This window comes from Pseudomonas fluorescens, from assembly GCF_018614775.1.
In the GTDB taxonomy this organism is placed as follows: domain Bacteria; phylum Pseudomonadota; class Gammaproteobacteria; order Pseudomonadales; family Pseudomonadaceae; genus Aquipseudomonas; species Aquipseudomonas fluorescens_BY.
Map to the genome: position 1 here is coordinate 1 of NZ_JAGGOF010000095.1, position 12,536 is coordinate 12,536.

General features: G+C 62.3%; 12 protein-coding genes. 5 read left to right on the forward strand and 7 right to left on the reverse strand.

What is annotated here, in order from left to right:
* Nucleotides 1–77 precede the first annotated feature (77 nt).
* Nucleotides 78–908, reverse strand: a complete 831-nt coding sequence (gene queF / locus J7E36_RS21670) for an NADPH-dependent 7-cyano-7-deazaguanine reductase QueF (protein ID WP_215007630.1) — start codon at nt 906–908, stop codon at nt 78–80.
* Between the two features lie 61 nt (nt 909–969).
* A complete protein-coding gene (copI, locus tag J7E36_RS21675) occupies nt 970–1,491 on the reverse strand; it encodes a copper-resistant cuproprotein CopI (protein ID WP_215007633.1) in 522 nt (173 codons plus the stop codon).
* Nucleotides 1,492–1,642: 151 nt separating this feature from the next.
* Here copI and J7E36_RS21680 point away from each other — a divergent pair, with 151 nt between their 5' ends.
* Nucleotides 1,643–2,323, forward strand: a complete 681-nt coding sequence (locus J7E36_RS21680) for a heavy metal response regulator transcription factor (RefSeq protein ID WP_215007635.1) — start codon at nt 1,643–1,645, stop codon at nt 2,321–2,323.
* Complete coding sequence (locus tag J7E36_RS21685; RefSeq protein WP_215007639.1) at nt 2,320–3,678, forward strand: heavy metal sensor histidine kinase; 1,359 nt, start codon at nt 2,320–2,322, stop codon at nt 3,676–3,678. The genes J7E36_RS21680 and J7E36_RS21685 overlap by 4 nt, the downstream gene beginning before the upstream one ends.
* An 18-nt stretch (nt 3,679–3,696) precedes the next feature.
* Here the strand turns inward: J7E36_RS21685 and J7E36_RS21690 are convergent, their stop codons facing one another.
* The 3 genes from J7E36_RS21690 to J7E36_RS21700 form a co-directional block, all read right to left on the reverse strand.
* Nucleotides 3,697–4,941, reverse strand: coding sequence for a lipoprotein-releasing ABC transporter permease subunit (locus tag J7E36_RS21690; RefSeq protein ID WP_215007642.1), 1,245 nt, complete (start codon nt 4,939–4,941; stop codon nt 3,697–3,699).
* Nucleotides 4,942–5,004: 63 nt separating this feature from the next.
* Nucleotides 5,005–5,688: a lipoprotein-releasing ABC transporter ATP-binding protein LolD gene (gene lolD / locus J7E36_RS21695; protein ID WP_162843734.1), complete on the reverse strand. Its 684-nt coding sequence runs from the start codon at nt 5,686–5,688 to the stop codon at nt 5,005–5,007.
* A gap of 7 nt (nt 5,689–5,695) precedes the next feature.
* Complete coding sequence (locus J7E36_RS21700; RefSeq protein ID WP_215007645.1) at nt 5,696–6,946, reverse strand: lipoprotein-releasing ABC transporter permease subunit; 1,251 nt, start codon at nt 6,944–6,946, stop codon at nt 5,696–5,698.
* 94 nt (nt 6,947–7,040) lie between these two features.
* Between J7E36_RS21700 and J7E36_RS21705 the strand changes: the two genes are divergently transcribed.
* Both J7E36_RS21705 and J7E36_RS21710 read left to right on the forward strand, forming a co-directional pair.
* On the forward strand, nt 7,041–7,637 hold the full coding sequence (locus tag J7E36_RS21705) for a PilZ domain-containing protein (RefSeq protein ID WP_215007648.1): 597 nt from the start codon (nt 7,041–7,043) through the stop codon (nt 7,635–7,637).
* The gene (locus J7E36_RS21710; protein ID WP_215007651.1) at nt 7,634–8,356 is read left to right on the forward strand and encodes a glycerophosphodiester phosphodiesterase; all 723 of its coding nucleotides are present in this window, start codon (nt 7,634–7,636) and stop codon (nt 8,354–8,356) included. The genes J7E36_RS21705 and J7E36_RS21710 overlap by 4 nt, the downstream gene beginning before the upstream one ends.
* 42 nt (nt 8,357–8,398) lie before the next feature.
* Here J7E36_RS21710 and sthA read toward each other — a convergent pair whose 3' ends face one another.
* On the reverse strand, nt 8,399–9,793 hold the full coding sequence (gene sthA, locus J7E36_RS21715) for a Si-specific NAD(P)(+) transhydrogenase (protein WP_215007653.1): 1,395 nt from the start codon (nt 9,791–9,793) through the stop codon (nt 8,399–8,401).
* A 212-nt stretch (nt 9,794–10,005) separates the two neighbouring features.
* Nucleotides 10,006–10,995, reverse strand: coding sequence for an FAD:protein FMN transferase (locus J7E36_RS21720; RefSeq protein WP_231286544.1), 990 nt, complete (start codon nt 10,993–10,995; stop codon nt 10,006–10,008).
* A gap of 212 nt (nt 10,996–11,207) precedes the next feature.
* Here J7E36_RS21720 and J7E36_RS21725 point away from each other — a divergent pair, with 212 nt between their 5' ends.
* The gene (locus J7E36_RS21725) at nt 11,208–12,506 is read left to right on the forward strand and encodes an MFS transporter (protein ID WP_215007657.1); all 1,299 of its coding nucleotides are present in this window, start codon (nt 11,208–11,210) and stop codon (nt 12,504–12,506) included.
* The last annotated feature ends 30 nt before the right edge of the window (nt 12,507–12,536 follow it).

A 12,536-nucleotide genomic window follows, 5' to 3' on the forward strand; every position in this document is an offset into this window, starting at 1 on the left:
AGCAAGCCCGCTCCCACACTATTCGGGGGTAGTCACAGAGATCATGCTCCCCCCTATCCTTGGAGGGAGCCCGTGCTTTACTGCCGAACCAGTCGCTGGTTCAGCAGTTGCACGGCTTCTGTGCTGCGATACGGGTTGATGTCCAGCCCGCCACGCCGCACATACCGCGCATACACCGTCAATTTCTCCGGCTTGAGCAACCGCTGCAGGTCGAGAAAGATCCGCTCTACGCATTGCTCATGGAAGTCCGAGTGCTGGCGGAAGCTGACGAGGTAGGCCAGCAGGCTCGCGTGGTCCAGGGCTGCCCCACGATACTCCACCGCCACACTGCCCCAGTCCGGCTGGCTGGTCACCGGGCAGTTGGACTTGAGCAGATGGCTGTGCAGGCTCTCTTCGACAATGCGCGATTCATCGCAACGCAGCAGTTCCGGGCGCGGGTGCTCGTAGGAATCGACGCTGATGTCCAGGTCATCGATGCACACGCCCGGCAACGCCACGACGCCTTCGTTTTCCACGTCCTTGAGGCTGCGAATCCGCACCTGCACCGGTTTGCCGACAGCCGCCGACAGATCCTGGCGCAGGGTGGCTTCCAGGCTCGCGGTATCGACGAACGGCGTCTGGTTCAGGGAATTGAGATAGAGCTTGAACGATTTGGATTCGATGATGTTCGGTGAATCCGCCGGGATCGCGAACTCGCCGATGGCCACCACTGGCTTGCCGGACGGCAACAGCCAGGACAGTTCGAAGCAGTTCCAGAAGTCCACGCCTTTGTAGGGAAGGGTCTCGGCCGTCAGGCCCAGTTCCGCCCATTTCGCGGTGCGCGGGATCGGAAACAGCAACGACGGCGTGTAGGTGGCAATGTATTCGCTGGATTTGCCCAGCGGCGAATGTTCGGCTGCGGGATGCATGACGGAAACCTGACTGAAGAATCAGCCGATTCTATCAGCCTTTGCCGCGGCCTTTGAGTGCTTACTGACTGACTGTCAGGTCGCCTTTCATCCCGGCCTGGTAATGACCGGGAATATTGCAGGCGAATTCAAGCCGCGCGGCCTTGGTGAACGTCCAGGTCAACTCGGCGGTTTTGCCCGGCTCCACCAACACGCTGTTGGGATCATCGTGGCGCATGCCGGCCTGGTCGTGGTCCATGGCGCCATGAGCCATCTCCTGCCTCATGGCGGTCGCGGTCAGTTGCCCGCCCTGTTGCATCTTGAGCATTTCCTGCTGGTGTGCAGCGTGCATGGCAGTGTTACCCAGGTTGAATTCGTGCAGCAGCTGGCCTTTATTGATGAGCACGAACCGCACGGTTTCTCCGGCCTTGATCTCCAGCGCGCCAGGCTTGAACGTCATGTCCCCCATCACCACTTCGATGCTGCGACCGGCCTTGGCCGCCGGCGCAGGTTGGCCGAAATCGAAATGGCCCGGAGCTGCCCATGACGGCATGCTGAGGACCAGCGTGCAGACCGCCAGGATCAGGCGACTTCCCATTGACATGTTCATACTCCAATCAGATTCAGCGTGTGGGAAACTCTACCTCGCGGTGCCTGCCAGTCGGCTGACGCCTTGATTACAACTTTGTCAGGTTGTGCCACGGTCTTGCCTGCCACGGTATAACGCCCCCGTTTTTTTCCTGCCTGAGCTGCCCATGAAACTGTTGATTGTCGAAGACCAGACGAAAACCGGCCAATACCTGCGCCAAGGCCTGAGTGAAGCCGGGTTCAATGCCGACCTGGTGGCCGACGGCATCACCGGCCAGCAACTGGCGATGAGCGGTGAATACGCCTTGTTGATCCTCGACGTGATGTTGCCTGGCCGCGATGGCTGGCAGATTCTGCAAGCGGTTCGCGGGGCCGGCCTGGACACGCCGGTGCTGTTCCTCACGGCGCGGGACGCGATACAGGATCGGGTCCACGGCCTGGAGTTGGGTGCCGATGATTACCTGGTCAAGCCGTTTGCCTTTTCCGAGTTGCTGGCGCGGGTGCGCAGCCTGTTGCGCCGGGGCAGTTCGACACCCCAGGAGACCAGCTTGCAACTGGCCGACCTGCGCCTGGACCTGATCCGCCGCCGCGTGGAACGCAGCGGCCGGCGCATTGACCTCACCGCCAAGGAGTTCGCCTTGCTGGAAATGCTCCTGCGCCGCCAGGGCGAAGTGCTGCCAAAATCCTTGATCGCGTCCCAGGTCTGGGACATGAATTTCGACAGTGACACCAACGTCATCGAAGTGGCGATCCGGCGCCTGCGCCTCAAGATCGACGATGAATTCTCCAACAAACTCATCCACACCGTGCGCGGCATGGGCTACGTGCTTGAGGAGCGCAGTTTGTGAGGGGCCGTTGGTCGTTGAGCGTTCGCCTGGCGTTGTTGTTCGCCGCCTGCACGGCCGTGGTGTCCTTGTTGGCCGGGGTGTTGTTCAGTCGCGCCAGCGAGGCGCACTTCATCGAACTGGACCAGCAACTGCTCGAAGGCAAGTTGATCGGCCTGCGCCGTGCCTTGCAGGATCTCAATGCCGAGCAGGCTCAGGGCCGCCTGGAGGATGAACTGAGCCGCCAGGCCGACCTGGCGCTGCGCATCCAAGGCAGTGATGGCGTGCGCTGGTACGACAGTTCGATCCGGATTCCGGCGCGGTTGCCGCAAGGGCCTGGCCTCTCCACTCTCCACGACGTTGACACGGATTACCGGGTGCTGAACGCGTCGCTGTACCCGGAACGCGCAGACTCGCCACAATTGACGCTGCTGCTGGACATCACTCATCACCAGCACTTTCTTCAGCGCATGCAGCGCTTGATCTGGCTGACCGTCGGCCTCTCGGCCCTGGCCACCGCCCTGCTTGGCGCCTGGGCTGCGCGACGTGCCTTGCGACCCTTGCGGCGCATGGGTGCAATCACCGGCAGCGTCTCGGCCCGCTCCCTCAATGCACGCCTGCCGGAAGAACAAATGCCTGCCGAGCTGGCGGAATTGGCCCACAGCATCAACGCCATGCTCGGACGCCTCGATGATGCATTCCAACGGCTCTCGGCGTTCTCCGCCGACATCGCCCATGAGCTGCGCACGCCGCTGTCGAACCTGCTGACCCATACCCAGGTCACCCTCACTCGCGAGCGCTCGCTGGAGGATTACCGCGAGGCGTTGCACAGCAACCTCGAGGAATTGCAATGGATGGCGCAACTGGTCAACGACATGCTGTACCTGGCCAAGGCAGAGCATGGCTTGCTGGCGCCGAACCGCGAAGCGCTGGAACTTGAACAGGAAGTGGACGTGTTGCTGGAGTTCTTCGCGCCCTTGGCCGAGGACGCCCATGTCCGCTTGAGCCGCAAGGGCAACGGCAGCCTCCAGGGCGACCGTAACATGGTGCGCCGGGCCCTCTCCAACCTGCTGGACAACGCCCTGCGCTTCACCCCCACAAACGGTGAAGTGCGGGTGCGGATTGTCGACGGGACACGATCAGTCGCCGTCAGCGTGGAAAACAGCGGCGAAGGGATCCCGGCGGACTTGCTGCCACGCCTTTTCGACCGTTTCTACCGCGCCGACCCGGCCCGCCAGGAAGGCAGCAGCGAGCATGCCGGGCTGGGCCTGGCGATCACCCGCTCGATCATCCGCGCCCATGGCGGGGAAATCCGCTGTGAATCAGCCGATGGCTGGACGCGCTTTCTGATCGAGTTGCCCAAGCAAGACCTGAGCTGACGCCACCCCGTGGCGGCCTTACGAATACCGCAACGCCTGCGCCGGTTCGATCTTCGCCGCGCGCCACGCCGGGTACACGGTGGCGAGAAAACTCAGGATGAACCCCGCGGAGCAGATCAACACCACATCACCGCGCTGCAACTCCGACGGCAGGTTACTGACGAAGTACACATCGGAACTGAAGATGTGCTGGCCGCTGACCCGCTCCAGCCAGCCCACCAACTCACTGACGTTCAGCGCCGCAATCACCCCCAGCACGCCGCCGATCAGCGTGCCGACGACGCCGATCACCGTGCCCTGGACCATGAAGATCGCCATGATCTGCCTGGGCGTGGCGCCAATGGTCCGCAGGATCGCGATGTCGGCGCCCTTGTCGTTCACCACCATGATCAGCGTGGCGATGATGTTGAACGCCGCCACCGCGACGATCATCAACAGCAGCAGGCCGATCATGGTTTTTTCCATTTTCATGGCACTGAACAGGCTGCCCTGGGTGTGGGTCCAGTCGTCGGCCTTGTAGCCCACGCCGAGCCCCGTGGCGATGTCACCGGAAACCTTCGGCGCGGCGTACAAGTCTTTCACCGCCAGGCGCACGCTCTGCACCTGGTTCGGCTGCCAATGCTGCATCTGCGCGGCGTCGGCCACGTGGATCAGGGCCATGGAGCCGTCCAGCTCGGCGCCGACCTTGAACACGCCGACCACATTCAAGCGCTGCATCCGCGGGGTAATACCGCCGGGCGCGGTGCTGACTTCGGGCACGATCAGGGTCAGCTTGTCACCGACGTTCAGGCGAAAGCGCCGGGCGGTGATCTCACCGATCACCACGCCAAACTCGCCGGGTTTCAGGGCATCGAGACGCCCCTGGACAATGTGCTGGGCGACGATCGACACCCTGCCTTCCTCGGCCGGGTCGACACCGCTGATCTGGATCGGCTGCATCGAACCCTTGTAGCTGAGCATGCCTTCCAGCTCGGTGAACGGCACGGCGGCGGTCACCTCGGGATTCTTCAGCGCTGCCGCGGCCACCGGCTGCCAATCGTCGATCGGATTGACGCCGACGATCGTGGCATGGGGCACCATGCCGAGGATGCGCGAACTCATTTCGCGCTGGAAGCCGTTCATCACCGACAGCACCACGATCATCGCCAGTACACCCAGGGCGAGGCCGATCATCGAGGTCATGGAGATGAACGAAACAAAGCGATTGCGGCGCTTGGCGCGGGTATAGCGCGTGCCGATAAAGATCGATAACGGTCTGAACATTCGCGGAGCACCGTAGAAAAATTGAAGACCCGGCGCGGGTTGCGGACGCCGGGTTGCGGGCGGTCAGATAGGTGTCAGGCAACCTTCCTGCAAATGCAGGACGCGGTCCATCTGCCGGGCCAGGTTCATGTCGTGGGTCACCACCAGGAAGGCGGTGCGCATCGACGTGCTGAGTTCCAGCATCAGGTCCTGAATGCCTTGGGCGGTGTGGGAGTCGAGGTTGCCGGTCGGCTCGTCGAGCATCACCAGCCCCGGCTTGTTGACCAGGGCCCGGGCAATCGCCACGCGCTGGCGCTCGCCACCGGACAGTTCGGCCGGCTTGTGCTCCAGGCGATGGCCCAGCCCTACCCGCTCCAGCAACGCCGTGGCGCGCTGACGGGCTTCAGGAATCGCCGTGCGACCGATCAGCAGCGGCATGCAGACGTTTTCCAGCGCGGTGAACTCGGGCAGCAGATGGTGGAACTGGTAGACGAAACCCAGGGACCGGTTGCGCAGCAGGCCACGGGCCTTCTCGTTCAGCGCCGAAAGCTCTTCGCCCGCCAGCCAGACACTGCCGGCGGTCGGCGTATCGAGGCCGCCCAGCAGGTTGAGCAAGGTACTTTTGCCCGACCCGGAGGTGCCGACAATCGCCACGCGCTCGCCAGGGTGCAGCTCCAATTGCAGGCCCGACAACACCACCACCGACTCCGGGCCTTCCTCGTAGGATTTGCCCAGGTTGCGGCAACTCAAGATCGCTTTTTCACTCATGCCCGACTCACTCATAACGTAACGCCTCCGCAGGCTGGGTGCGCGCGGCACGCCAGGCTGGATACAGGGTGGCGAGGAAACTCAGGACCAACGCGGCGCCGCAGACCATCAACACGTCATCCGCCTGCAACTGCGACGGCAGGTAGTCGATGAAGTACACGTCGGCGTTGAGAAACTTGTGCCCGATCAGGCCTTCGAGGGCGGCAATCGCGGCGCTGACGTTCAGCGCGGCAAACATTCCGACCAGGGCACCGACGGCCGTGCCGATCACGCCGATGACGGTGCCCTGGACCATGAAGATCCGCATGATCTGCCCTGGCGTGGCGCCAAGGGTACGCAGGATGGCGATGTCGCCCTTCTTGTCGTTGACCACCATCACCAGCGTGGAAATTATGTTGAATGCCGCCACGGCGACGATCAGCAGCAACAGCAGGCCGATCATGGCTTTTTCCATGCGGATCGCCTGGTACAGGTTACCGTGGGTGCGGGTCCAGTCCCGGGCGTAGTAGCGATCTTCGCCGAGCTGCTGGGCGATGGTCCACGCTGCGCGCGGTGCCTGGAACAGGTCGTCGAACTTCAACCGCAGCCCCTGCACCTGATCCGGCTTCCACCGATGCAGGCGCGCCAGGTCCTGCAGGTTGGTGACGCCGAGGTAACCGTCCAGCTCACCGGCGCCGACATGGAAGATGCCGACCACGGTAAAGCGTTTCATGCGCGGGAACATGCCGCCCGGGGTCACGGTGACTTCCGGCGCGACGAAGGTCAGCTTGTCGCCGATGGCGGCGCCCAGCTTGGCCGCGGCCTTGTCGCCAATGACGATGCCGAAGCTGCCGGGCGCCAGGTCATCGAGTTTGCCCTGCTGCATGAAGTTGTCGATGATCGACACCTGCCGCTCGAGCCCGGGGTCGATGCCGTTGAGCAGCACCTTGGAGACCTTGCCGTTGTTGGTCAGCAGCCCCTGCATCTGGGTGAAGGGCGCGACGGCCAGCACCTGCGGGTTCTGCTTGACCTTGGCGGCCAGGCTCGGCCAGTCGCTGATGGCTTCGCCGGACTCGAGGGTGGCGTGCGGGACCATGCCCAGCACGCGGGTGCGCATTTCATGATCGAAGCCGTTCATCACCGACAGCACGACGATCATCACGACCACGCCAAGGGCCAGCCCGATGATGGACGTCAGGGAAATGAACGATACAAAATGATTGCGACGCTTTGCACGGGTATAACGCGTGCCGATGAATACGAAGAGAGGTCTGAACATGTCGGGGCTTGTTCGGAGGGAAAAGGAACGTCCTTGTGGCGGGGGTCACAAACCAGCTTTACACTCAGACCACCGCCGCTACCATGGGTTCGCCATGTCGACATTAGATGAAGAAGATCGCCGCGAATACTACCGTATCGAGGACACGATCGCACTGGAAATTCGGCCCCTGTCCATTCCAGAAGCCGCCGACCTGGAAGTGTTGCAGGATGCTTCTCCACTATTCAACCTGCTCAGTGAATTGCACCTGAGCGAATTCGAGTCCCAGCACCTGTTGCGCCAGATCAGCGAGCGCGAACGCAGCATCGCGGCGTACCTCAAAGTGATGAACAAGCGTATCGACCTGCTCAGCCAGGTCGTTGCCCTGACCGTGCTCGGTGAGATCGGCGAACCGCAGCCGGTGATCATTTCCGAAGGCGGCATCGATTTCCAATACCCCACGCCGGTCGCCATCGGCACCCACCTGTCGATCAAACTGGTGCTCATGCCACAGGCCCTGGGCCTGTTGTTGCGGGCACGGGTCACCCATTGCGATCCCAAGGGCGACGGCTACGACGTGGGCACCGAGTTTGAACGCCCGACTGACGCCCAGCGCCAATTGCTGGCCCGCTACATCCTGCAGAAACAGGCGCACGAACGACGCCTGGCTCGGGAACTGAACGAATCAGGTATCAATAAGGAAGAACCGTGACCCTCATTTATGGCCACCGCGGCGCCAAGGGCGAAGCGCCGGAAAACACCCTGACCGGTTTTCAGGAATGCCTCAAGCAGGGCGTGCGCCGTTGCGAGCTGGACCTGCATTTATCCATGGACGGCGAGTTGATGGTGATCCACGACCCGACCCTCAAGCGCACCACCGATCGCCGGGGCAAGGTGGTGGAGCACTCCGCCGCCGAACTGGTGACCTACGATGCGCGCAAGGGTGGCCCGGGCTGGATCAAGCCGTGCCCGATCCCCCGCCTGGAAGAGCTGTTCGAACAATGTGATTTCGAGCACTGGCAACTGGAAGTCAAAAGCGCTTCACGCACCCGTGCGGCAGCCACGGTGCTGGGGATCCGCGAGATGGCCCAGCGCTTCGGACTGCTGGACAAGGTCACCATCACGTCCAGTTCCCGGGAAGTGCTCAAGGCGGCGCTGGAGCTGACCCCGGACATCTCACGCGGCTTGGTAGCCGAATACGCCTGGCTCGACCCGTTGAAGGTCGCCCAGAGTTACGGTTGCGAGATTCTGGCGTTGAACTGGACACTCTGCACACCCGAGCGCCTGGTCAAGGCCCAACGCCAGGGCCTGCATGTGTCGGTGTGGACCGTCAACGAACCCGCGCTGATGCGCAGGCTCGCCGACTTTGGCGCTGACAGCCTGATTACAGACTTTCCCGGTTTGGCCACTGCCACGCTCGAGAATGGCTGAAATCGGTCTCCCCGGCCGGCTCAGGCCACCGGCCGGAGCCGCTCAAAAAAGCCGGTTGAGCCCGTCGTAAGCCGCTACCCGATAGGCTTCGGCCATGGTCGGGTAGTTGAACGTGGTGTTGACGAAGTACTTCAGCGTGTTCAACTCGCCCGGCTGGTTCATGATCGCCTGGCCGATGTGCACGATCTCCGAAGCCTGGTAACCGAAGCAGTGCACGCCGAGCACTTCCAGCGTCTCGCGGTGGAACAGGATCTTCAGCATGCCTTGCGGCTCACCGGCAATCTGCGCCCGCGCCATGCTCTTGAAGAAGGCCTTGCCCACTTCATACGGCACCTTGGCCTGGGTCAGCTCCTGCTCGTTCTTGCCGATCGAGCTGATCTCCGGGATGGTGTAGATGCCGGTCGGCACGTCGTTGACGAAGCGCCAGCTGCCATTGTCGACGATGCTACCGGCGGCCGAACGACCCTGGTCGTGAGCGGCACTGGCCAGGCTCGGCCAGCCGATCACGTCACCGGCGCCATAGATATTCGGCACGCAGGTACGGTAGTTCTCATCCACCTCGATCTGGCCGCGGCTGTTAACCTTCACGCCGATGTTTTCCAGGCCCAGGGTGTCGGTGTTGCCGGTACGACCGTTGCACCAGAGCAAGGCGTCGGCCTTGATCTTCTTGCCGGACTTGAGGTGCAGGATCACGCCGTTGTCGACGCCTTCGACACGGTCGTAGTCTTCGTTGTGACGCACCGTGATGTTGTTGTTGCTGAAGTGATAGCTCAGGGCCTGGGAGATTTCCGAATCCAGGAAGCTGAGCAACTGGCCGCGGTTATCCACCAGTTCCACCAGTACCCCCAGACCGCTGAAGATCGAGGCGTATTCGCAACCGATCACGCCGGCGCCGTAGACGATGAGCTTGCGCGGGGTGTGACCCAGGCTCAGGATGGTGTCGCTATCGTAGATACGTGCATGGCCGAAATCGATGTCGGCCGGGCGATACGGGCGCGAGCCGGTGGCGATGATGATGTGCTTGGCCACCAGTTTCTCGACCACGCCATTGCCGCAGACCACTTCCACCGTCTGCTCGTCAGCGAAACTGCCGGTGCCGAAGAACACGTCGACACGGTTGCGGGCGTAGTAGCCGGTGCGCGAGGCCACCTGCTTGGAGATGACCTTCTCGGCGCTCTTGAGCACGTCCGGGAAGGAGAACCAACGTGGCTCGCCGATGGCCCGGAACATCGGGTTGGTGTTGAACTGCATGATCTGCCGGACCGAGTGACGCAAGGCCTTGGACGGGATGGTGCCCAGGTGGGTGCAGTTGCCGCCGACCTGCCGACGGCTGTCGACCATCGCCACCTTGCGCCCTGCCTTGGCGGCGTTCATTGCCGCGCCTTCCCCCGCCGGGCCGGAACCCAGTACCACCACGTCGTAGTTGTAGACAGCCATGCGTACTCCTCAGAACAGGCCGCGTCGCCAGATTTGGCGCCGACGGCTAAATCATGCCGGCCTGCGGCATGAAGGAACAATTTTCAGGCCGGTTCACGAGCCCGGCCACAGTCTATAGAAGCGTCAACGCCGCGCACATTACCCCTTGGTCGCGTCGTAGGCTAGTTTTGCCTGCGCTATTTCGCCACACCCAAGCTTTCACCAGCCTGTCATCATTGGGTTTTACCACTCGTTATCCGTTCAAACGCCTCATTGGTGCGAGTGATGAAACGCTGTTTGTCCCGCAGCACGAAAAATACCCCGATACCGTGTTTTTCGGCATAGTCCCAACCCCGTTCAGGACCGAGAATCAGCAACAGCGTCGATAGTCCATCGGCCATCAACGCCGAAGGATGAATCACCGTGACTGACGCCAGGTTGTGTAGGACCGGTGCACCGGTGCGTGCGTCGAAGGTGTGGGAGTAACGCGCACCGTCCTGCTCGAAGTAGCGCCGATAATCACCGGACGTCGAAACCCCGTAGCCATTGATCTCGATCACCCGCTCGGCCACTTGGCGGTCGTCCCGGGGCGCTTCCAGGGCGATGCGCCAGGCCGAGCCATCGGGTTTGCGCCCGACGGCCTTGAGTTCGCCGGTGGCTTCGACCAGGTAGCTGTCGATGCCCAGCGCCTGGAGCCTGGCGGCAATCCGGTCGACCGCATAGCCGGCGGCAATACTGTCGAAGTCGACCTCCACGGCGGCGTCCTTGCACAGCCGGTCGCCGTCGATGCCCAGGTGAGCGTGGCCGACGCGCTGTCGAACCTGGGCCAGGGCTTCTGCGTCGGGCACTTTTTCCGACCGGGACTGAGGGCCGAACCCCCACAGATTCAGCAGCGGCTCCACGGTCAGGTCAAAGGCGCCGTCGCTTTGCGAGGACAACTGCTCACCCACCCGGATCAGCTCCAGCACCGGCTCCGGCATAACCTGGCAGCTGTTGGCCGGTAGCGCATTGAAGCGCTCGATGTCCGAGTCGCTGCGGTAGGTCGAGAACTGCTGATCCACATCGGCGAGGATATTTTCCACCTCGGCCTGGACCGCTTTCGGACCAGGCGTAGCGAAATGCCTGACGTATTGAATGGAATAATGACTGCCCATGGTCGGGCCGTCGAAACGCTCCAGGGTGTCGCCGTTGCCGCAACCGGACAGAACGCCCGCCAAAACCACAAGCCTTCCCCACCGTCCAGTTAACAAATCTTCATCTCCCCGCAAAACCGCGACGGCCATTATGGACAACGCACATCCCCTGTGGGAGCGAGCCTGCTCGCGATGGCAGCGTATCAGCCAGCATCAATCTATCTGATCCACCGCCATCGCGAGCAGGCTCGCTCCCACAGGTACTGCGTTTCCAACAAGATTGCCAGAGTGAGTACCTACAAATGCCTTCGAACACAAGCAATGGCAAGGCGATTTTTCGCGTTGTCAGCGGCAACTTCCTGGAGATGTTCGACTTCATGGTCTACGGCTTCTACGCCACGGCCATCGCCAAGACGTTCTTCCCCACCGACAGCGCGTTCGCCTCGCTGATGCTGTCCCTGGCCACGTTCGGCGCCGGGTTCCTGATGCGTCCTTTGGGAGCGATTTTCCTCGGTGCCTACATCGACCGCCACGGTCGCCGCAAAGGCTTGATCATCACCCTGGCGATGATGGCCGCCGGCACGATACTGATCGCCTGCGTACCGGGCTACGCCACCCTGGGCGTGGCGGCACCCTTGCTGGTGCTGCTGGGCCGACTGCTGCAAGGCTTCTCCGCCGGGGTCGAACTGGGCGGTGTGTCGGTGTACCTGGCGGAAATTTCCACGCCGGGCCGCAAGGGTTTCTTTGTCAGTTGGCAGTCCGCCAGCCAACAAGCCGCCGTGGTATTCGCCGGCCTGCTGGGGGTTGGCCTCAATCACTGGCTGAGCCCGCAGGAAATGGGGGATTGGGGCTGGCGCGTGCCATTCCTGGTCGGTTGCATGATCGTCCCGGCGATCTTCGTGATCCGCCGTTCCTTGGAAGAAACGCCTGAATTCCAGGCAAGAAAACATCGCCCTTCCCTGTCAGAAATTATCCGCTCCATCGGTCAGAACTTCGGTATCGTCCTGGCCGGCATGGCGCTGGTGGTGATGACTACCGTGTCGTTCTACCTGATCACCGCCTACACGCCGACCTTCGGCAAGGCCGAGCTGAACCTGTCGGACCTGGATGCGTTGCTGGTGACCGTGTGCATCGGCTTGTCGAACTTCTTCTGGCTGCCGGTGATGGGCGCATTTTCCGACAAGATCGGGCGCAAGCCGCTGCTGCTCGCCGCAACCGTCCTGGCGATCCTGACCGCCTATCCGGCACTGTCCTGGCTGGTGGCGAACCCCAGCTTCAGTCATTTGCTGATCGTCGAATTGTGGCTGTCGTTCCTGTACGGATCGTACAACGGCGCCATGGTGGTGGCCTTGACCGAAATCATGCCGGTAGAAGTGCGCACCACCGGTTTCTCCCTGGCCTACAGCCTGGCAACCGCTACCTTCGGGGGCTTTACCCCGGCGGCGTGTACTTATCTGATTCATGTGTTGGATAACAAGGCGGCGCCTGGAATCTGGCTCAGCGGCGCGGCGGTGCTGGGGCTGATTGCGACCCTGGTGTTGTTCAGGGGCAATCGACATGAACTGCGTGCTGCAGAGGCCTCCATAGTGGGTGGCGCCTGACAGATTGCTTTCGCGGGCAAGCCCGCTTGT